Here is a 19,923-nt window from a genome sequence, read left to right as displayed (position 1 = left end):
GGGCGGCCCTGGCTGCCCTTTTTTGTCAGCTCAGTTCCGTCTCGTCGAACTTCACCCGCGCAGCCCTGACGGCCGCATGATTATCCGAAGCCCAGGTCAGCACTTTCGACAAAGGCTCGAACAGTGAACGACCGAGATCGGTCATGCTGTACTCGACGCTCGGCGGTTTGGTCGGAAACACCTGTCGGTCGATATAGCCGTCGCGCTGCAGATCACGCAGCGTCTGGGTCAGCATACGCTGAGAAATATCCGGCACGAGTCGGCGCAATTCACCGAACCGATACGGTCGCTCGGCCAGTGCCTGCAGCAGCAAGGTCGACCATTTTCCGGCGATCTGGTTCATCACGTCGCGGACCGGACAATTGCCCGCATCCCAGTTCGACATGTCGCATTCCTGCCCGCCAAGCATGGGCACGCGCGCAGCACCGGTCTTCATGGTGGTTCCCTTTTGGTAACGATCTCCCGCAAACCTGCCTCCTTTACAGCCCTCCGTCAATTCCTATTCTAGTGCTAGTCTCTTTTGAGACCATAGTTCATGCCGCACAAATCGGTCGGCATTTGAAAAAGGAAACGACATGACCAAACTTCTCGTCACGGGTGCCGCAGGTCAACTCGGCCGCGCAGTCCTGCATCACCTGCTGGAGACATCGAAGGTCGCCGCCAGCGACATCATTGCCGCAAGCCGCGATACGGCAAAGCTCGCCGATATCGCCGCCAAGGGTGTCGAGACGCGCAAGGCGGATTTCAACGACGAGGCCAGCCTTGCCGCTGCATTTGCCGGTGTCGACCGTGTGCTGATCATCTCGACCGACGAGCTTGCAACGCCGGGCGGTCGCCTGAAGCAGCACAAGGCAGCGGTTGCCGCCGCGGCAAAGGCCGGCGTGAAGCATATCCTCTACACTTCCATGCCGAACCCGGACAAATCTCTGGTCAGCTTCGCCCCCGACCATCTCGGGACCGAGGAAGCGATCAAGGCGACCGGCATTCCCTACACCATCCTGCGCAATGCCTGGTACGACGACAATTACCTGCTCTCGATGCCTCACAATCTGCAGACGGGAACCTGGTACACGGCGACCGGCGACGGCAAGGTCGCCAATATCAGCCGTGACGACTGCGCACGCGCGGCTGCGGCAGCGCTTGCCAATCCGCCGGCCAAAAACAAGACCGTGACAATGACCGGCTCGGAAAGCCTGAATGCCGAAGAGATTGCCGCCCTCGTCTCGAAGGCTGCCGGCAAGCCGCTGAACGTCGTCCAGGTTACCGATGAGCAACTGGCAGGCGGCATGGCTTCTGCAGGCCTTCCCGATTTCGTCGTGAAGATGCTGGTTTCGGCCGATGCCAATATCCGCGCCGGCAATTTCGACTTGGTCACAAGCGACTATGAAGCACTGACCGGCGCCAAGCCGCAATCGCTCGAAGCTTATCTGGCGAACCAGAAAGCCGCACTCGCAGGCTAAAGAAAAATCCGTAGCCGGCTATCGCATCGGCTACGGATCCTTCAATTCAGCCTGGAAGAAAACTCAGGATTCGTCCTTGAGCGTTTCTTTCTGAGTGATCAGGCGGGCGCTGTGCTGGCCGGACAGGTAGATCCAAAGCCAGCTCCACGCGACGGCAAAGCGCGAGCGGGTGCCGATCAGGAAGTAGATGTGGGCAAGGCCCCAGATCCACCAGGCCAGCCCGCCCTTGAGCTTGATCTTACCGAAATCGATAACGGCGGCGCGCTTGCCGATCGTCGCAAGGCTGCCTTGGTGCTTGTAGTGGAATGGTGCCGGCGCCGGCTTGTTCGCAAGCCGCGCCTTGATCACCTTGGCCACGTAGGAACCCTGCTGCTTCGCCGCAGGTGCAATGCCCGGAACAGGCTTGCCATCGTCCTGCTTGACGAAAGCCGTGTCGCCGATGACGAAAATGTTCGGGTCCTTCTCGACCGAAAGGTCGGGACCGACGATGGCGCGCCCTGCCCGATCGGCCTCGGAGCCGATCCAGCGGGCCGCCGGCGAGGCTTGAACGCCTGCCGCCCAGATCACCGTCTTGCAGGGAATGAAGACTTCACCGACGGTGACGCCGTCCTCGGTGATGGCGGTCACCGGCTTGCCGACATGAACCTCGACGCCGAGCTTTTCGAGCGCGCCCTTGGTATAGGCAGAAAGATCCTCCGTGAAGGCCGGCAGAACGCGCGGGCCTGCTTCGATCAGCATCACGCGCGTACGCGTCGTGTCGATCCTGCGGAATTCTGCCGGCAGCACCTTGTTGGCGAGCTCGGCGATCATGCCGGCCATTTCCACGCCGGTTGGGCCTGCACCGATAATGGCAAAAGTCAGATCGGCATCGAGTTCAGCGGTCTTCTCGGCCATTTCGGCACGTTCGAAGGCGAGCAGGATGCGGCGGCGCAGCGTCGTCGCATCTTCCAGCGTCTTCAGGCCAGGAGCCACCTTTTCCCACTCGTCACGGCCGAAATAGGCGTGACGCGCACCGGTCGCGAGAACCAGGGTATCGTAGGAAACCTGATGGCCGGAGGCCAGCTTGACGACCTTTGCCTCGGTATCGACGCCCAGAACCTCGTCGAGCATCGTCGTGACATCCTGGCGATCGCGATACAGCCGACGGATCGGCCAAGCGATCTCCGAGGTTGCCAGTACCGTCGTTGCGACTTGGTAGAGAAGCGGCTGGAACAGATGGTGATTGCGCCGGTCGATCAGCGTGATCTCGGCAGAAGCCCCGTCGAGGCCATGCACCGTCTGCAATCCCCCGAAACCTCCTCCGACGACAACGATCTTATGCTTGGACACCTTCTGCGCCTTCCTGATTGACGAATGACAAGACAATGTTGCGATGCAGCAAGCTCATATGCCAGTTCTGCCGCAACGGAACTGCGTCACTTTGTCTTAGCTTGATTAGTGTCATCGACAAATGCGCGGAGCGCATAGCTGCGATCCCTTGAGCGGGACCGCGAAGGTGCCTCAGACCGCCTGCCCGCAGGCTCGGCGGAAGCGTCGCACGGTCTCGGCCATGCCGTATTCCAGCGCATCAGCGGTCAGTCCGTGACCAATCGAGACTTCCGCAAGCGCGGGGATGCGCGCGATCAGCGCCGGCAGATTGGCGACGGTCAGATCATGCCCGGCATTGACGTCGAGACCTTCCGCAAAGGCAGCATCGGCGGTGCGACCGAGAAGATCGAGTTCTTTGGCGGCCCGTTCGGGATCCTCGAAGCAGCCGCCATAGGGACCGGTATAGAGTTCGATGCGATCGGCGCCGGTGGCCTTGGCGAGCTTGATGACCTCTACGTCGCCATCGCCATCGGCAAACAGCGAGACGCGCATGCCGGCCTTTTTCAGACGCGCGACGATCGGCTTCAGCATCTCGCCGGAGGCGCGAAAATCGAAGCCGTGGTCCGAGGTCGCCTGGGCGGGATCGTCGGGTACCAGTGTCACCTGTTCCGGCTCGATCCGCTCGCAGAGTGCCAGAAAGTCCTCGCTGGGATATCCCTCGATGTTGAACTCCGCGTGCGGAAACTCATCGTCGATCAAGGCGCGGATCACCGGGAGGTCGGAAAAGCGGATATGACGCTGGTCGGGGCGCGGATGCACCGTCAAGCCAGCAGCGCCAGCCTGAAGCGCGATCCGTCCAAGCCCTTCGACGCTCGGCCAGGGCAGGTCGCGGCGATTACGCAACATGGCGACGGCGTTGAGATTGACGGACAATGACGTGGGCATGGGCGCAATCCGATCGTGAACAGGTCGAGCCTTCATAAGCGAAGCGCCACCGGAAAACCATCTGCCCGATGCGATCAGAGCCATGAAGAATTTTCATGGCGTTTTATCAGCGGCAGAGCTTGCGTTTCATCAAGTTTTATTTTAGTTTTTTCTAATAGAATTCGCCGAGTTGGTCCACCAAGCTGAGGCGGCGGCTGAGGATTGACTTGGCGAATTCTATCCCCATTTCGCAGCCTGCGGGCAACGCGACTTTCCCGTAAATTTGGATATCTATTCGGCGAGTAGAAGCTCGTACTGCGCAAACGCGCAGAGCGCAGTGAGACCGGCAGATTGCAAAAAACAACGGCAGCGAGTCCGTCAAAAGCGGACTGCTCTCACAACGCATTCGCATGGCAACATGAAATTCATGAAGGGGAAATTCGGAAATCCTTTTAATTGAAGGATTTCCATGGTCGGAGTGGAGAGATTCGAACTCCCGACCCTCTGGTCCCAAACCAGATGCGCTACCAGACTGCGCTACACTCCGTTCCAAGGGTGCTGGCGAGATACACGGTTCCTGTGAAGCCCGCAACAGCAAAAACGAGGAAATCGTTGGATATTGGACTGCGAACTCGGCCGAGGCTCAGCCGCTGGTGCCGAGCGGGGCGCCGATGACCTTGTCGCCGACCCTGATGCCAAGCGCGCGGGTGCGGCCGGCATTCAACTCGAGCACATATTTCACCGGACCGTGCAGATCGATGATGTCGCGGGAATACGGGACGGCGTTCTGATGGATATGGGAGATCGTGCCGTCGCTCTGGATGAAGACCATGTCGAGTGCGAGGACAGTGTTTTCCATCCACATCGACACGCGGCGCGTCGAGCCGAAATCGAAGAGCATGCCGTGATCGGCATCCATCTGCTGGCGGAACATGAGCCCTTGGGCACGCTGCGCGTCGTTGAGAGCCAGTTCCACGCTGAAGGGATAATAGCGGCCGCCGGCTGTCTTGATCGTCAGTTCCGCCTTCGAGAACTTGACGTCCTGCGTGGCATCCTGGGCTGACGCAGCGAACGCGAAGAGCAGGAAAAACGCCAGCGCGACGCCCTTCACCAGTGAAGAAACGGCCGCGCCCATTGTCAGTGCGACCGGCTGACCGGCGCGACGTTGTCCGGATGGATTTCGGCAGCCATCAGGCCCTTGTCGCCGGGTCCAAAGCGAACCAGAACGACCTGTCCCGGACGCAATTCGGTAAGGCCGAAGCGACGCAGGGTTTCCATATGGACGAAAATGTCTTCGGTCCCCTCGCCGCGCGTCAGGAATCCAAACCCCTTGGTGCGGTTGAACCACTTGACCAGCGCCCGCTCCAGACCGCTCGTCGGCGTTACCTGAACATGGGTGCGGACCGGCGGCAGCTGCGAGGGATGAACAGCCGTCGACTGATCCATCGACAGAATGCGGAAGGCCTGATAGCCGCGATCGCGCTTCTGGATCATCGCGACAATGCGCGTTCCCTCCAGGATCGTCTGGTATCCGTCACGGCGCAGGCAGGTAACGTGGAGAAGCACGTCCTGCATTCCATTATCGGGCACGATGAAGCCAAAGCCCTTGGCGACATCGAACCATTTCACGACGCCCGTGATTTCGATGAGGTCTACAGGCTCGCCTGCAAGCTCCTCGAAACTGACGACGCCCTTCGATGACATCCTGTCTGCCATATCCCTGTCGGCCCCTCGGTTACGCGCCACTACCTGACGGTTAACTGATTCTTAGAGGATAGATTAACATCGCGCCAACCGTCCAGCGCAAGTCCCGTCTTCTTCTTATTCATCCTCTTTCTATTGCTGGTGGCTTGCTCCAAACTGGTGCCTGCTCCATATCCCAGCGGCCAAACCGCATCATCAGGGGGCAGAAATGCGCTATCTTCATACCATGGTCCGGGTCAAAGATCTGGATGCTTCTCTTCATTTCTACGAAACGCTCTTCGGACTGAAAGAGATCCGCAGGACAGAAAACGAGCAGGGTCGCTTCACACTCGTCTTCCTCGCCGCACGGGACGATCTTGGCGAAGCGAAGGAGAAACTCGCCCCTTGCATCGAGCTTACCTATAACTGGGATACCGAGGATTATACGGGCGGCCGCAACTTCGGCCACCTCGCCTATGAAGTCGACAATATCTATGAATTCTGCGAGCACCTGCAGAAGAACGGCGTGACCATCAACCGCCCGCCGCGCGACGGCCGCATGGCCTTCGTGCGCTCGCCGGACGGTATCTCGATCGAAATCCTGCAGAAGGACGGCAGCCTTCCTTCAGCCGAGCCCTGGGCATCGATGCCAAACACCGGCAGCTGGTGATTTATTTCTGGTGGAGGCGGCCTGCTCGCCTCCATCATCCTCCCCAGGCATTGCACCGCCTACCCTTGCCATAAGATGCCATCGCGGTGATTCTTGCCGCGTGATTCGCGCATCAGGGGCATGCCAGTGAACAACGCCTGGAAAAACATCACCCGCCATCGTGATCGGCAAATCCGTATCGCGCTCGCCGCATGCTGCGTCTTGATTCTCACCTCATGCAATACGGCCAGCAAGACGGCGGATGCGGGGGATGGTACGGCCGAAACGACTGTTGCCGAGTCCAGGGAAACTGTCGCCAAAAGCGGCGCTTCAGCTTCCGGAAAATACGTAGATCCTATGGTTTCGACCGGCGCACGCCAAGCACAGACAGGTAATCGAATGCCCGCCGGCGGACAGGCCAATACGGCCGGACTGCCGGAAGGCACGATGCCCGGGCAGGCCTCACCGTCCATCTCAGGCCTCGCAACCCAGCCCACAGGCGTGCGGGCAGGCAGCTTCAGCATCTTTTCTTCACCGATGGCGGCAGCACCGCCGCCGGCCCAGATGACCGACGGTGCCACCGCGCCTGCGGCCGGGACAGCGGGATCAGTCCCGCAGAGCGGCCACATGAATGCAGCGACCAGGAGCGTCTTCAGCGCACAGCCGACCAATTGCGGCACCGATGCCAATGGTGCTCCGCTAAGCTGCTGATTTTTCCGTTTTTTTCAGCGGCGCCGAGCTTCGTTTCGCGACTGTCATTTTTTTGCAAAAAACCGCGTTTTCCGGCTTGCGGGAAAGAAATCACCTCTCTATAAGGGCGCTCACCGCACGCGCCCTTCGTCTATCGGTTAGGACGTCAGATTTTCATTCTGAAAAGAGGGGTTCGACTCCCCTAGGGCGTGCCACTTCCCCCATCTTCTCAAGTTATTGTTTGAATTCGTAAAATCGGATTTCTCCGAGACGTGGAATTTTGTGATCCCGGCTGTGAAAAAGTGCATTTTAGCGCTTGCGGTCTCAGAACCTCCCCCTATAAGGGCGCTCACCAACACGCGCCCTTCGTCTATCGGTTAGGACGTCAGATTTTCATTCTGAAAAGAGGGGTTCGACTCCCCTAGGGCGTGCCACTTCTCCTCCTCCCAAGTCATTGTTTGAGCGATCCAATTCGCGATCCGCGAATGCGTGTTCTTTTGAATTCGTTTTGGGGAGAAAACGCATTTTTCACTTGCAGTCTTCGTTTCTCACCCCTAAGAGAGCGCTCACCGCACGCGCCCTTCGTCTATCGGTTAGGACGTCAGATTTTCATTCTGAAAAGAGGGGTTCGACTCCCCTAGGGCGTGCCACTTCCCCTTACGCTTTCCGTCACGACTTGCGCGCATTCAGTTCGATGGCGCCGCATCCAGAATCCGAATCTGGACGCGCCGGTTGCCCTGCCAGTAATCGGCGCTAAGGCTTCCAGCGACATGGATCTGCATGCCCCGCGCCTTGAGGAGAAGATTGCCGAGCGGCGTGTCGACGGCCCGAAAGGCTATACCGTCGAGCCGCGTGCCATCGGCAGCCTCCAGCGTGATCTTGATATGGGATGTACCCACCTGGCGCGCATCCTTCAGCCTGTGAGAGGGAAGAGCGAAGACCGGCTGAGGATGCCCCGATCCATAAGGACCGGCTTTTTCCAGCTGGTCGAACAGATCGATCGTTGCGCCGGAGGCGGACAAGGCGCCGTCGATCTTCAGGGAGTGGCTGGCGACGAGCGACGGCACGCGCTCGGATGCCCTCTCATCGAAGAAGGCTCGCAGGGCGCCAAGTTTTGAACGTTCGACGGTCAGTCCAGCAGCCATGGCATGGCCGCCGCCTTTCACAAGAAGCCCCTTCTCGACGGCTTCACGCACCATATGCCCCATGTCAAAGCCATTAATGGACCGACCGGAGCCGGTTCCCTTGCCCGATGGATCAAAGGCGATGGCGAAAGCCGGTCGCTTGAACTTTTCCTTCAGGCGCGCTGCCAGCAGGCCGACAATTCCCGCATGCCAGTTTTCGCGAGCGGTGACGAGCACGCTTGCCCCCTCCCCGTCGCCATATTCCGCCAGCACTTCCGCCTCGGCCTCGGCAAGCATCACCGCCTCCATCGCCTGGCGCTCGCGATTGAGTTCATCGAGGCGCGCGGCGATTTCCTCCGCCTCAACCGTATCGTCGAGCGTCAGCAGAACGGCTTCCGAGCGCCGCATCGCTGATGCGACCGCCGGCATTGATTCGCGGGCCGATGAGAAAACCGAAATGATAGGGCGTAACCGGCCCGGCGAGGCCCGCCTTGCGGAACAGCGCCGCAAGGCCGGCATTGGACATGTGGCGCGCAGCGACGAGGCCCTTGACCACATAGGCGCGGTTCAATCCCTTCAACGGCACGACGTCGCAGACGGTCGCGAGCGCCACGAGATCAATCCAGGAAAGCAGATCGAGGCTTGCCGCGCGCCGATCTCCCGCCTCGCGCAACATTCGAGCCGTTCCCACCAGAACCATGAACACGACACCGGCGGCGCAGAGATGGCCCTGGCCGGAAAGGTCGTCTTCGCGGTTCGGATTGACGAGCGCAACGGCGGTTGGGAGTTCGTGCCCCATCTGGTGATGATCGATTACCACGACATCGCAGCCGAGTTTCGCTGCTGCCGCCAGCAGATCATGGCTCGTTGAGCCGCAGTCCACCGTGACGATCAGCTGAGCCCCGCGGCCGACAAGCTGCTCCATCGCCGCAACGTTCGGCCCATAGCCTTCAAATATGCGATCGGGGATGTAGATTTCGGCATCTACATCGAAATGCTTGAGGAAGCGGTAGAGAAGTGCGGAGGAAGATGCTCCGTCGACATCGTAGTCACCGAAGATCGCCACCCTTTCCCGATTGCGGATGGCCGCCATGATCCGCGCTGCCGCCTTGTCGCAGTCCGTCAGCGAGAAAGGCTCGGGCATCAGCGATCGGATCGTCGGATCGAGAAAGGCCAGCGCATCGTCCAGAGCCACGCCACGCCCCGCAAGCACTCTCGCCACGATTTCCGGAATTCCATGTATCTGCGCCATAGCAAGCGCCCGGTTCTGGGCAGCCTGATCAAGGCGCGAGACCCAGCGCTGGTCGCCGGCGGATTTCTCGACACCGAGAAAGGCCCGCTGGACCGGATCGGCGGGCTCCGGAGGATAGAGTGGGGAAAATGGCTTCGTGGTCATCGGCTATCCTTAGCCGATGACAAGCAGAACCGGAATGTTTTTCATATCACCGCCACGGCGGCGAAAAACAGTTCATGTCAGCCACAGAGCTGCCACGCCGATGATGGCGATTGCGGTTGCGCCGATGACAAGAGCAAAGGGGATATTGCGTCCACTCTCCTCTTGCTCGTCAGCGCTATGGGCAGTTTCAGCCGAATGGACCAGCCTGAGATAGGGAACCGAACGCGGTTTCCCCGACGCCGGCGGCCTTTCATAGGACCGTTCCGTCAGATTGATGGACATCACACAAACGCCTCCTCCTGCGATGGTGACCATTTACGAAGTGTATGGCGATTTCGCGGGCTCGACCAGTCATGGAACCGTCATGCGGACGATATTTTTTGGCGTAGTGTCAAGGCACGAATGCAATCGCCCCGAAAGTCTATCGTGACTTCCGGGGCGTATGAGTTGAGGGCGCTAAAGTGCAGGAGATCAGAATGCCTTCGGGCGCTCGATACGGATGACCTGCGGTTCGCCGACCAGATAGGTCTCCTGCTTGATCGCGTCGACGGCCTTGCGGATCGCCGCCTCAGTCGTCGCGTGCGTGACCAGGATGATGGTCTTGTCGCTATTGGCTTCCGCCGGCTTGGCGCGCTGCACGATCGACTCCAGCGAGATGGCGTTTTCGGCCATGCGGGTCGCGACACTGGCAAACACGCCGGCCTTGTCGGCAACCGTCAGGCGGATGAAGTAACCGCCCTCGTGGCTGCGCATGCGGGCACGGCGATAATCGGTAAGCGCGGCGGCCGGCATCCCTAGAACGGGCACGCGCTGGGCGCCGGGCTGGCTCTTGGCGATGTCGGCAATGTCTCCAAGCACGGCCGAAGCCGTCGCATTGCCGCCTGCACCGGGACCGACCATCAGCAGTTCGCCGAGAATGTCCGATTCGATCGCCACGGCATTCGTCACGCCATCGACCTGGGCGATGACGCTATCATGCGGCACCATGGTCGGATGAACGCGCTGTTCGATGCCGCTTTCGGTGCGCTGGGCGACGCCGAGCAGCTTGATGCGATAGCCGAGATCGGCCGCCGCATGGATATCGTCGATCGAGATGTTGGTGATGCCTTCCAGATAGATCTCGTCCGCCGCGATCTTGGTGCCGAAAGCGAGCGTGGTAAGGATGGCGAGCTTGTGGGCGGTATCATTGCCCTCGATATCGAAGGCCGGGTCGGCTTCGGCATAGCCGAGGCGCTGCGCTTCCTTGAGGCACTCGGCGAAGGACAGGCCTTCCTTCTCCATCTTGGTGAGGATGTAGTTGCAGGTGCCGTTCATGATGCCGTAGACGCGCGAGATCGTGTTGCCCGTCAGGGATTCACGCAGCGCCTTGATGACCGGAATGCCTCCAGCGACAGCCGCTTCGAAGTTGAGCAGGGCGCCCTTCTCTTCAGCGATTTTCGCCAGCTCGACGCCGGAGGCCGCGAGCAGCGCCTTATTGGCGGTCACCACATGGAGACCGCGCTGCAGCGCAGTGCGGACAGAGTCTGCCGCCGCACCGTTCGCTCCGCCCACCAGCTCGACGAAAACGTCGATTTCGGCTTCGGCGGCGAGCTTTTCCGGCGTGTCGAACCATGCCATGCCGGACATGTCGAAACCGCGGTCGCGGCTGCGGTCGCGGGCGGTGATGGCCGTAATCTCGATCGGGCGCCCGCATGTCGTGGCCAGTTCGCTGGCACGGCTCTGGATGATCTTGACGAGCGAGGCACCCACGGTACCAAGACCCGCAATGCCGACTTTGAGGGCGTCTGTCATTCTGGCATTCCCGATGTTTGATGAAGGCGGCCACGAACGGGCCGCCCAGGAGGTCTCGAGGTCAGCGACGGGTGTTCAACGAAATGACGTTGTGCATCGTGTCGTCGGCGGTCGAGAAGAACTTCTTGATGTTGCGCGCTGCCTGGCGGATGCGGTGCTCGTTCTCGACGAGCGCCAGACGGACGTACTCGTCGCCCATCTCACCGAAGCCTATGCCCGGAGCGACCGCGACATCTGCCTTCTCGACAAGAAGCTTTGAGAATTCGAGCGAGCCGAGATGGCGGAACTTTTCCGGAATCTTCGCCCAGGCGAACATGGTCGCAGCCGGCGGCGGAACTTCGAAGCCTGCCTTGCCGAACGTGTCGACCATGACATCGCGACGACGCTTGTAGACATTGCGGACTTCCGCGATGTCGGAACCGTCACCATTCAGCGCATGTGTCGCAGCCACCTGGATCGGCGTGAAGGCGCCGTAATCCAGATAGGATTTCACGCGGGTCAGCGCGGCAATCAGCCGTTCGTTGCCGACCGCGAAGCCCATGCGCCAGCCTGGCATGGAGAAGGTCTTCGACATGGAGGTGAACTCGACGCAGACTTCCATCGCGCCCGGCACTTCCAGCACGGACGGTGGCGGGGTGTCGTCGAAGTAGATTTCCGAATAGGCCAGATCGGAAAGCACGATGATGTCGTGCTTCTTCGCGAACGCGATGACGTCCTTGTAGAAATCGAGCGTTGCCACATAGGCCGTCGGGTTGGACGGATAGTTGAGGATCAGCGCCAGCGGCTTCGGGATCGAATGCTTGACCGCACGCTCGAGCGGCGGAAAGAAGCTTTCATCCGGCTCGACCGACATGGAGCGGATCACGCCGCCCGCCATCAGGAAGCCGAAGGCATGGATAGGATAGGTGGGGTTTGGGCAAAGAATGACGTCGCCGGGCGCGGTAATCGCCTGCGCCATGTTGGCGAATCCTTCCTTGGAGCCGAGCGTTGCGACGACCTGCGTATCCGGGTTCAGTTTCACGCCGAAACGGCGCGCGTAATAGGCGGCCTGGGCGCGGCGCAGGCCGGGAATGCCCTTGGAGGACGAATAGCGATGGGTGCGCGGGTCCTGGACCACTTCGCACAGCTTGTCGACGATCGCCTTCGGCGTCGGAAGATCGGGATTTCCCATGCCGAGATCGATAATGTCCGCGCCACCCGCTCGCGCGCTCGCCTTCAAACGGTTGACCTGTTCGAAAACGTAGGGCGGCAGACGCCGGACTTTATGAAACTCTTCCATGGTGTTCCTCGAGATAAAGATACGAAGCAAGCCTCATCCTGCTGCTTCGCGGCGCATTTTAGGCCAGATTCGGTTTGCGGCCAATCAGCGCGAAAGGCAAGTGCATTTAGCGCCGATATCGGGCTGCCTATTGCTGCGGCTGCTTGGAAATATTCGTCTGGGCATCGGTGCCGTGATCGGCCGCGAGCTTGCGATATTCCGCCACGCGGCGCTGGTACTCGGCTTCGGACATCGAACCCGCTTTGCGCGCCTTAGCCAGAGCTGCCATACGCGGCTCGGTCTTTTCGTAATCCGCATCCTCGATCTGCTCGTTGGCAGCGGTGAGCGTGCGATCGAAGGTCGGATAGGTTCCGGTGTTCTTCCGCGTCAGCGGATGCGGTGCCGGTTCATTCGACGACTGAGTGATGACGGCAGGAGGCGCGGTGTTGGGGATACCGTCGTCCAGCGCGAAACTCTGGCTGTTGCAGGAGGCGAGCAGAGGAAGCGCCGCCAGCGGTGCCAGAACGGTCGCGCATCTGATCGCTTGCCTTACAATTCCCATAACCCTGCCCCACTCCGTCTCAGCTGCATTTGGGCCGCGTTTCAGCGGCGCCTTATCGGTCGCCGATTGCGGTCGGCCAGTCGGGCACTTGTATTCGCTTTCGGGCCCGATGTACAAACGAAAACAACGGTCATGCACGGGAGGCTGCGTTTGGCGCACAAGTCCGACGATCACGGGCCCGCCGGGCAGGATTTTCCGGGCTTCGATCCTGCCTTCTTCGAGGCTTATTTCATCAAGGACCCGCAGTCCCTGACGATGAATGTCGCGCGGGCGATGGAGAATCTCGGCCGCGCCGCCTCCGAATGGCTTCAGCCGCGTGAGCGCGGCGAGATCGAGGCCGATGCCTTCTCGGCGCCGATCGGTGACTTCATCAGGACGATGTCCGCCCTGACCGAATACTGGATGTCCGATCCGAAACGGACGCTCGAGGCGCAGACGCTGCTTCTTACCCGCTATTTCGAAATCTGGGCAAGGACGGCGCAGCAGGTCGCGGGCGATGCGGATGCGGTGAAAAATGAGGCGACGCAGAACAAGGATCGCCGCTTTGCCGATCCGGACTGGTTCGCCAATCCATTTTTCTCCTTTCTGCGCCAGGTTTATCAGGCAAGCTCATCCTGGGCCGATGCTCTGATCACCCAGGCGGACGGGCTGGACGAGATCACCAAATACAAGGCTCGTTTCTACGTCCGGCAGATCACGGCGGCGCTGTCGCCCGCCAATTTCGCGGTGACGAACCCGGAGGTCTATCGCGAGACCGTGTCGAGCAATGGAATGAACCTTGTCACGGGCATGAAGATGCTGGCGGAAGACATCATGGCCGGCGGCGGACATCTCAAGATGCGCCAGACCGACGTGAATCACTTCGCCATTGGGTCAGATCTTGCGATGACGCCCGGAAAAGTCGTCGCCCGCAACGAACTCTGCGAAATCCTCCAGTATGAACCCTCTACGGAGACTGTGCTGAAGCGGCCGCTCGTGATGATCCCGCCGTGGATCAACAAGTTCTACATTCTCGACCTGACGCCGGAAAAGAGTTTTATCAAATGGTGCGTCGACCAGGGACATACCGTCTTCGTGGTGTCCTGGGTCAATCCGGACAGCAGTCATGCGACAAAGGATTGGGAGGCCTATATTCATGAGGGCATCGAATTCGCGCTCGATACGGCCACCAAGTCGACTGGCGAGAAGCAGGTAAACGCCATCGGCTATTGCGTCGGCGGGACATTGCTTGCCGCAACGCTAGCACTCCACGCACAGACAAAGGACAAGCGGATCGCATCGGCGACCTTCCTCACCGCGCAGGTAGATTTCACCCAGGCCGGCGACCTCAAGGTTTTTGTCGACGAGGAGCAGATCGCGGCAATAGAGAAGCAGATGAAGGCGAGCGGCTATCTCGGCGCGCCGCAGATGGCGGCAGCCTTCAATCTGCTGCGTTCCTCGGAGCTGATCTGGCCCTACATGGTCAACAACTATCTGAGGGGCAAGGAGCCCCTGCCCTTCGACCTGCTCTACTGGAATTCCGATCTGACCCGCGTCGCGGCCGCCAACCACGCCTATTACCTACGCAACTGCTATCTCGACAATGCGCTGAGCGCCGGCGAGATGCAGCTCGGCGGCAAGACGATCGATCTCCGTGACATCAAGGTGCCGGTCTACAATCTCGCCACGCGCGAGGACCATATCGCGCCTGCGCGTTCGGTCTATCACGGCAACGGATTTTTTGGCGGGCCTGTCGAATTCGTGCTGTCCGGTTCCGGCCATATCGCCGGCGTCGTCAATCCGCCGAGCCGGAAGAAATATCGCTACTGGACGAACGGGGCGGCAGCGGAAACGCTGGATGGCTGGCTGGAGGGCGCAACTGAAGAGCCCGGTTCCTGGTGGCCGCATTGGCAGGAATGGGTGGCTGCGAGAGATCCCGAGCGCGTTCCGGCGCGCAAGCCGGGTAGCAAGGCCGTACCACCACTCGGTGACGCGCCCGGCACCTATGTTCTGACGCGCGCCTGACGAAAGCCTGCCCTTTGCAATTCGATCCGCCTCTCGTTTCCGCCACGCTGGTGCAGCGCTACAAGCGCTTCCTGTTCGATGCCGTGTTGGAAGACGGAACGCCGATCACCGGCTTCTGCCCCAATACCGGATCGATGCGCGGATTGACGACGCCGGGCTCGCGCATATGGCTCTCCCAGCACGATGCGCCGACCCGCAAATACCGATATGTCTTCGAGATGATCGAGGCGGATGGCGAGATGGTCGGCGTCAATACGGGCCTGCCGAACCGGCTTGCGGAAGAGGCGATCCGCACCGGCCTTCTGCCAAGCCTCGGCGGTTACGGCACGATCCTGCGCGAACAGAAATACGGGCGCAATTCGCGCATCGACTTCCTGCTCAGACAGGGCGGGCTGCCGGACGCCTATGTCGAGGTGAAAAACGTCCATTTCAGCCGCACACCGAAACTGGCGGAATTCCCCGATACCGTGACCAAGCGCGGCGCCAAGCATCTGGAGGAACTGGGTGACATGGCGGCGGCCGGTCACCGGGCGGCGATGATCTATCTGATCCAGCGGGCGGATTGCGACCGGTTCTCAATCTGCGCCGATCTCGACCCTTTCTATGCAGTCGCCTTCGAGCGCGCCCGAGAACGCGGCGTCGAGGCCTATGCGGTGGCGTGCCGGGTTACGAAGGACGCCATAGAGCCGGCCAAGCTTATACAGATGATCAATCCGGACTGAGGAAACCGGCCTCAAACCGCTGAACGGCATGGACGAACGGCGCCCTGCTGCATTATGAACGGGGAGTTGAGAGAGAAATATCATGGTCAATTACATCGAGGCGGTTTCCGCCCCCTTAAAAATACGGGTGCTATCCGCCTCTACGATACGACCGAGGATTTTGCCGGCATGCGCAAGGCCTGCCTTTTGACGGCGCGCTGCCTCGACGAATTGGCCTCGATCGTCCAGCCGGGCATCACGACCAGCGCGATCGACCGTTTCGTCTTCGAATTCGGCATGGATCACGGCGCGCTGCCGGCAACGCTGAACTATCGCGGCTACAAATATTCCGTCTGCACCTCGATCAACCACGTCGTCTGCCACGGCATGCCCGACGACAAGCCGCTGCGCGACGGTGACATCGTCAACATCGACGTGACCTATATCCTCGACGGTTGGCATGGCGATTCAAGCCGCATGTACCCGGTAGGTCAGGTGAAGCGCGCCGCCGAACGGCTGATGGAAGTCACCTATGAGTGCCTCCTGCGCGGCATTGCAGTCGTCAAACCGGGTGTGCGCACCGGCGCAATCGGCGAAGCGATCCAGACCTATGCGGAAGCCGAGCGTTGCTCGGTCGTGCGTGATTTCTGCGGCCATGGCGTCGGCCGCCTGTTCCACGACTCGCCGAACATCCTGCATTACGGCCGTGCGGACGAAGGTCCGGAACTGAAGGAAGGCATGATCTTCACCATCGAGCCGATGATCAATCTCGGCAAGCCGCATGTGAAGGTGCTTTCCGACGGCTGGACCGCGGTTACCCGCGACCGGTCGCTCTCGGCCCAATACGAGCATGCGGTCGGCGTTACCGCCACCGGATGCGAGATCTTCACCCTTTCCCCGGCGGTTTCGACCGTCCAGGCCTTCCGCCACTCAAAGGCTGATCGATGAACAAGCGTCCCGCATCCTCGCCCGATTCAAATGAACCAGCCGAGGATGCGGCGCTTGATGATCTGTTTCCCGATGAACGCGCCTATTTCGCCGAGCAGCCGGCACGACGGGTCTCGCTGAGGCCAAGCGGGCCGACCGAAAGCGCCGAGCATTACCACGGCCATCGCGAGCGGCTTCGGGAGAAGTATCGCGACCATGGCGACACCTCACTCGCCGACTACGAAATCCTCGAACTCCTGCTGTTCCGCTCCATCCCCCGGCGCGATACGAAACCGCTGGCCAAGGCACTGCTTGCCCGCTTCGGCTCGCTTGCCGGCGTTTTTGGCGCACCGATCGGCCTGCTGCAGGAAGTGAAGGGGATCGGCGAAAACGTCGCTTTGGATCTCAAGCTCGTTGCCACCGTCGGACAGCGCACCCTGAAAAGCGAGTTGCGGGAAAAGCAGGTCCTTTCCTCATGGTCGTCGGTCATCGACTACTGCCACGCGGCGATGGCCTACGAGTCCCGCGAGCAGTTCCGCATTCTCTTTCTCGACAAGCGCAATGCGCTGATCGCCGACGAAGTGCAGAGCAAGGGCACGGTCGATCATACGCCGGTCTATCCGCGTGAAGTGGTGCGACGGGCGCTTGAGCTTTCCGCAACCGCCATCATCCTCGTCCACAATCACCCAAGCGGCGACCCGACACCGTCACGCGCAGATATCGACATGACGAAGACGATCGTCGATACGGCGAAGCCACTTGGCATCACCGTCCACGATCACATCATCATCGGCAAGGACGGCCATGCCAGCCTCAAGGGGCTGAGGCTGATCTGAGGGAACAAAAAAGCCGGCGCGATTGCCGGCTTTCTCGTGTTACGCCACCTGGACCATGTGGCCTGGCGAAACTTCGCGGTATTCCCGCTTCGGCGGCTGGTAATCCATGCCGCGCACAGGGCTCTTCAACTCGTCGTTGGAAATACCTCGGCGGATGCCACGGCGCGACGGGTCCGGCACCGGCACCGCCGACATTAGCTTCTTCGTATAGGGATGCTGCGGATTGTCGAAGACAGCCTGTCGCGGGCCGATCTCGACGATCTCTCCGAGATACATGACGGCAACGCGATGGCTGACGCGCTCGACGACGGCCATGTCATGGGAAATGAACAGGAAGGCGAGGTTCAGGCTCTGCTGCAGATCGAGAAGCAGGTTGCAGACCTGCGCCTTGATCGACACGTCGAGCGCGGAGACGCTTTCATCCGCGACGATCACCTTCGGGTCGAGTGCGAGCGCACGGGCAATGGCGATACGCTGGCGCTGGCCGCCGGAGAATTCGTGCGGGTAGCGGCTCGCCATTTCGGCTGAGAGGCCGACCTTTTCGAGGAGATCCGCCGTCTTGTCCTTGGCCTGCTTTGCGGTGCCGAGCTTGTGCTTGATGAAGGGTTCTGAAATCGCGGTGCCGACCGTCATGCGCGGGTTGAGCGAGGAGAACGGGTCCTGGAAGATCATCTGGACGGACTTGCGCATGTTGCGCAGCGCCACCGTGTCGAGCTTCATCACGTCATAGCCATCGAGCGACACATCGCCCGAGGTCGGCTCGACGAGACGCATGATAGAGCGGCCGGTCGTGGACTTACCGCAGCCGGACTCACCGACGAGTGACAGGGTTTCGCCCTGGAAGAGATCGAAGGAGACGTTTTCGACGGCATGCACGGCACCGGTCTGGCGTGACAGGAGGCCGGAGCGGATCGGGAAGCGAGTGACGAGGCTCTTCACCTGCAGGACCGGCGTCTTTCCGCCGGCAACGGTGTTGGCAACTTCGACCGGCTCGGCAGTCTCGCCGGTCGTGGCATCGAGGACCGGGAAGCGGGTCGGCCACTTGCGGCCCTGCATCGAGCCGAGCTTCGGCACAGCCGAGAGCAGCGCGCGTGTAAGGATGCTTGCCGCGATGGAAGATGTCTTCCGTCGGGCCGGTTTCCACTTCATCGCCGCGGAACATGACGATGGTACGATCGGCGATTTCAGCGACGACGCCCATGTCATGGGTGATAAAGAGGACCGACATGCCCTCCTCTTCCTGCAGTATCTTGATGAGATCGAGGATCTGTCCCTGAATGGTGACGTCGAGTGCCGTGGTCGGCTCATCGGCGATCAAAAGCTTCGGGCGCGACGCCAAGGCCATCGCGATCATGACGCGCTGGCGCATGCCGCCGGAGAACTGATGCGGATATTCGTCGAAGCGGCCGGCGGCATTGGGGATGCGGACCTTTTCGAGAAGGCGGATCGTCTCGGCGCGGGCCTCGGCCTTCGACATGGCTTTGTGGCGGATCAGCACTTCGGAGATCTGCCGACCGATGGTGAAGATCGGATTGAGCGAGGTCATCGGCTCCTGGAAGATCATCGAGACCTCGTTGCCGCGCACCGCCCGCATTTCCTGCTCCGAAAGAGCGAGAAGATTGCGACCGTTCAACATGACCTCGCCCTCGATTCGGCTCGCGGCCGGATTGAGGAGGCGCATCAGCGACAGCGAGGTAACGGACTTGCCGGAGCCGGACTCACCGACGATGGCGACGGTTTCACCCGGCGCGACATCGAAGGACATGTTGCGCACGACGCTCTTCCATTGGCCGTCAACCAGGAAGGAGGTGGAGAGGTTCTTGACGGAAAGGACGGGAGCTTGGGTCATAGTGGTTTCCAGGGGGTAGCAAAGGATGCGGAGGCGCGGCCTTCCGCGTCACGGAGAGCTTCGAGAGATGCGATTTTCTGATCGATGACGCTGCGGTCGATCAAGCCATGCGGGTTCTCGCGGGTCGGCATGGTCTCGGCAACATGGAGATATCGCTCCTGCGCCACCGCATAGAGCCTGCGCAGTTCAATCAACGGCTCGGCGTGGTCATCCGCATGGATGCGCAGCCAGGGGTAATCCTGATCGCGGTAGATGACGATCGCCGCCGACTGCCGGCCGCGCTTGTCGCCACCGGCCGCCTCGCCCGCATCCATCGCGTCAAGCAGGCACTCGACCATCGGCGCGCCGGACGCGGCACGGTCCTTGTAGACGCGCAGCGTCTCGGCAATGACCTCTGGCCCGGCCAGCATGTTGCCGGCAACGGAGACGTTATCGTCCACCAGATGACCGGCCCAATCGACGCATTTTTCGCCAGTAAAGGCGGCGTTGCGGCCGTTTGCGTCGATCAGGTGGATCTGGCGTTGGCGATAGCCGTCGTCGCGGGCGGTGAGCGTCGCGATGATTTCGTCCGGCGACCTGCCCTCCTCGAGGAGTTTCAGACCATCGGTGCCGTAGAGCGGGCTGACGAAGGCCTGGGTGGCGATTGCGCCCACCCTGCCCCTGATATGCGGCACCGTGCCGCCAACCGCGAAGAAGCGGCTGGCGACGGCAATGCCCAGATGGCCCGTCTTCGGATCGCGTGCGACGATCGACCAGGTCAT

At 60.8% G+C, this 19,923-nt stretch carries 16 protein-coding genes, 4 tRNA genes and 3 pseudogenes; 9 read left to right on the top strand and 14 right to left on the bottom strand.

What is annotated here, in order from left to right:
- Nucleotides 1–25: 25 nt before the first annotated feature.
- Entirely contained in the window at nucleotides 26–409 is a 384-nt protein-coding gene (locus N7E02_RS24865) for a winged helix-turn-helix transcriptional regulator (RefSeq protein WP_374730745.1), read from the bottom strand.
- Nucleotides 410–575: 166 nt separating this feature from the next.
- Here N7E02_RS24865 and N7E02_RS24860 point away from each other — a divergent pair, with 166 nt between their 5' ends.
- Nucleotides 576–1,460, top strand: coding sequence for an SDR family oxidoreductase (locus N7E02_RS24860; protein WP_286580310.1), 885 nt, complete (start codon nucleotides 576–578; stop codon nucleotides 1,458–1,460).
- Between the two features lie 63 nt (nucleotides 1,461–1,523).
- On the opposite strand, the gene N7E02_RS24855 is transcribed toward N7E02_RS24860, so the two are convergent.
- The 5 genes from N7E02_RS24855 to N7E02_RS24835 form a co-directional block, all read right to left on the bottom strand.
- Nucleotides 1,524–2,789 (bottom strand): NAD(P)/FAD-dependent oxidoreductase, encoded by a 1,266-nt coding sequence (locus N7E02_RS24855; RefSeq protein WP_286580308.1) that lies wholly within the window; start codon nucleotides 2,787–2,789, stop codon nucleotides 1,524–1,526.
- Between the two features lie 171 nt (nucleotides 2,790–2,960).
- Nucleotides 2,961–3,713 (bottom strand): pyridoxine 5'-phosphate synthase, encoded by a 753-nt coding sequence (locus tag N7E02_RS24850; protein ID WP_286580307.1) that lies wholly within the window; start codon nucleotides 3,711–3,713, stop codon nucleotides 2,961–2,963.
- 449 nt (nucleotides 3,714–4,162) lie between these two features.
- Nucleotides 4,163–4,239: transfer RNA gene (locus N7E02_RS24845), tRNA-Pro, on the bottom strand.
- A 96-nt stretch (nucleotides 4,240–4,335) separates the two neighbouring features.
- Nucleotides 4,336–4,827, bottom strand: a complete 492-nt coding sequence (locus N7E02_RS24840; RefSeq protein ID WP_286580306.1) for a DUF192 domain-containing protein — start codon at nucleotides 4,825–4,827, stop codon at nucleotides 4,336–4,338.
- A 2-nt stretch (nucleotides 4,828–4,829) separates the two neighbouring features.
- Complete coding sequence (locus N7E02_RS24835) at nucleotides 4,830–5,408, bottom strand: cold-shock protein (protein ID WP_286580305.1); 579 nt, start codon at nucleotides 5,406–5,408, stop codon at nucleotides 4,830–4,832.
- Nucleotides 5,409–5,604: 196 nt separating this feature from the next.
- On the opposite strand from N7E02_RS24835, the gene gloA reads away from it, so the two are divergent.
- Nucleotides 5,605–6,045, top strand: coding sequence for a lactoylglutathione lyase (gene gloA, locus N7E02_RS24830; protein WP_286580302.1), 441 nt, complete (start codon nucleotides 5,605–5,607; stop codon nucleotides 6,043–6,045).
- Between the two features lie 59 nt (nucleotides 6,046–6,104).
- Here gloA and N7E02_RS24825 read toward each other — a convergent pair whose 3' ends face one another.
- A complete protein-coding gene (locus N7E02_RS24825; protein WP_286580301.1) occupies nucleotides 6,105–6,713 on the bottom strand; it encodes a hypothetical protein in 609 nt (202 codons plus the stop codon).
- A 141-nt stretch (nucleotides 6,714–6,854) separates the two neighbouring features.
- Here N7E02_RS24825 and N7E02_RS24820 point away from each other — a divergent pair.
- The 3 genes from N7E02_RS24820 (at nucleotide 6,855) to N7E02_RS24810 (ending at nucleotide 7,364) form a co-directional block, all read left to right on the top strand.
- Nucleotides 6,855–6,929 (top strand) — tRNA-Glu (locus N7E02_RS24820).
- Nucleotides 6,930–7,073: 144 nt separating this feature from the next.
- Nucleotides 7,074–7,148 (top strand) — tRNA-Glu (locus tag N7E02_RS24815).
- A 141-nt stretch (nucleotides 7,149–7,289) separates the two neighbouring features.
- Nucleotides 7,290–7,364, top strand: a tRNA-Glu gene (locus N7E02_RS24810).
- Between the two features lie 36 nt (nucleotides 7,365–7,400).
- Here the strand turns inward: N7E02_RS24810 and recJ are convergent.
- The 5 genes and pseudogenes from recJ to N7E02_RS24785 form a co-directional block, all read right to left on the bottom strand.
- Nucleotides 7,401–9,234, bottom strand: a pseudogene (gene recJ, locus N7E02_RS24805) (single-stranded-DNA-specific exonuclease RecJ).
- Nucleotides 9,235–9,306: 72 nt separating this feature from the next.
- Complete coding sequence (locus tag N7E02_RS24800) at nucleotides 9,307–9,516, bottom strand: hypothetical protein (protein WP_286580300.1); 210 nt, start codon at nucleotides 9,514–9,516, stop codon at nucleotides 9,307–9,309.
- Nucleotides 9,517–9,705: 189 nt separating this feature from the next.
- Nucleotides 9,706–11,025, bottom strand: a complete 1,320-nt coding sequence (locus N7E02_RS24795) for a homoserine dehydrogenase (RefSeq protein ID WP_286580298.1) — start codon at nucleotides 11,023–11,025, stop codon at nucleotides 9,706–9,708.
- Between the two features lie 61 nt (nucleotides 11,026–11,086).
- Entirely contained in the window at nucleotides 11,087–12,304 is a 1,218-nt protein-coding gene (locus N7E02_RS24790) for an LL-diaminopimelate aminotransferase (protein WP_286580297.1), read from the bottom strand.
- 127 nt (nucleotides 12,305–12,431) lie between these two features.
- A complete protein-coding gene (locus N7E02_RS24785) occupies nucleotides 12,432–12,845 on the bottom strand; it encodes a hypothetical protein (RefSeq protein ID WP_286580296.1) in 414 nt (137 codons plus the stop codon).
- A 132-nt stretch (nucleotides 12,846–12,977) separates the two neighbouring features.
- Here N7E02_RS24785 and N7E02_RS24780 point away from each other — a divergent pair, with 132 nt between their 5' ends.
- The 4 genes and pseudogenes from N7E02_RS24780 to radC all read left to right on the top strand — a co-directional run bounded on the left by N7E02_RS24780 (nucleotide 12,978) and on the right by radC (nucleotide 17,313).
- Entirely contained in the window at nucleotides 12,978–14,849 is a 1,872-nt protein-coding gene (locus N7E02_RS24780; protein WP_374730660.1) for a PHA/PHB synthase family protein, read from the top strand.
- Between the two features lie 14 nt (nucleotides 14,850–14,863).
- Nucleotides 14,864–15,571: a DNA/RNA nuclease SfsA gene (sfsA, locus tag N7E02_RS24775; RefSeq protein ID WP_286580292.1), complete on the top strand. Its 708-nt coding sequence runs from the start codon at nucleotides 14,864–14,866 to the stop codon at nucleotides 15,569–15,571.
- Nucleotides 15,572–15,653: 82 nt separating this feature from the next.
- Nucleotides 15,654–16,491: pseudogene (gene map, locus N7E02_RS24770) on the top strand (type I methionyl aminopeptidase).
- A 3-nt stretch (nucleotides 16,492–16,494) separates the two neighbouring features.
- On the top strand, nucleotides 16,495–17,313 hold the full coding sequence (gene radC, locus N7E02_RS24765) for a RadC family protein (protein ID WP_286580291.1): 819 nt from the start codon (nucleotides 16,495–16,497) through the stop codon (nucleotides 17,311–17,313).
- A 39-nt stretch (nucleotides 17,314–17,352) separates the two neighbouring features.
- On the opposite strand, the pseudogene N7E02_RS24760 reads toward radC, so the two are convergent.
- Nucleotides 17,353–19,162 (bottom strand): annotated as a pseudogene (locus N7E02_RS24760) (ABC transporter ATP-binding protein).
- Nucleotides 19,159–19,923, bottom strand: a complete 765-nt coding sequence (locus tag N7E02_RS24755; RefSeq protein WP_286580288.1) for a DUF1028 domain-containing protein — start codon at nucleotides 19,921–19,923, stop codon at nucleotides 19,159–19,161. The pseudogene N7E02_RS24760 and the gene N7E02_RS24755 overlap by 4 nt, the downstream one beginning before the upstream one ends.

Source organism: Terrirhizobium terrae, assembly GCF_030323265.1.
GTDB lineage: Bacteria > Pseudomonadota > Alphaproteobacteria > Rhizobiales > Rhizobiaceae > Neorhizobium.
The sequence above is the reverse complement of the archived record's forward strand: the minus strand, read 5'-3'. Positions and strand labels throughout refer to the sequence as shown.

Coding starts and splice junctions, on each gene's coding strand:
- N7E02_RS24865 (WP_374730745.1), bottom strand. CDS start 409: ATGCTTGGCGGGCAGGAATGCGACATGTCGAACTGGGATGCGGGCAAT.
- N7E02_RS24860 (WP_286580310.1), top strand. CDS start 576: ATGACCAAACTTCTCGTCACGGGTGCCGCAGGTCAACTCGGCCGCGCA.
- N7E02_RS24850 (WP_286580307.1), bottom strand. CDS start 3,713: ATGCCCACGTCATTGTCCGTCAATCTCAACGCCGTCGCCATGTTGCGT.
- N7E02_RS24840 (WP_286580306.1), bottom strand. CDS start 4,827: ATGGGCGCGGCCGTTTCTTCACTGGTGAAGGGCGTCGCGCTGGCGTTT.
- N7E02_RS24835 (WP_286580305.1), bottom strand. CDS start 5,408: ATGGCAGACAGGATGTCATCGAAGGGCGTCGTCAGTTTCGAGGAGCTT.
- gloA (WP_286580302.1), top strand. CDS start 5,605: ATGCGCTATCTTCATACCATGGTCCGGGTCAAAGATCTGGATGCTTCT.
- N7E02_RS24800 (WP_286580300.1), bottom strand. CDS start 9,516: ATGTCCATCAATCTGACGGAACGGTCCTATGAAAGGCCGCCGGCGTCG.
- N7E02_RS24795 (WP_286580298.1), bottom strand. CDS start 11,025: ATGACAGACGCCCTCAAAGTCGGCATTGCGGGTCTTGGTACCGTGGGT.
- N7E02_RS24790 (WP_286580297.1), bottom strand. CDS start 12,304: ATGGAAGAGTTTCATAAAGTCCGGCGTCTGCCGCCCTACGTTTTCGAA.
- N7E02_RS24785 (WP_286580296.1), bottom strand. CDS start 12,845: ATGGGAATTGTAAGGCAAGCGATCAGATGCGCGACCGTTCTGGCACCG.
- N7E02_RS24780 (WP_374730660.1), top strand. CDS start 12,978: ATGCACGGGAGGCTGCGTTTGGCGCACAAGTCCGACGATCACGGGCCC.
- radC (WP_286580291.1), top strand. CDS start 16,495: ATGAACAAGCGTCCCGCATCCTCGCCCGATTCAAATGAACCAGCCGAG.
- N7E02_RS24755 (WP_286580288.1), bottom strand. CDS start 19,923: ATGACCTGGTCGATCGTCGCACGCGATCCGAAGACGGGCCATCTGGGC.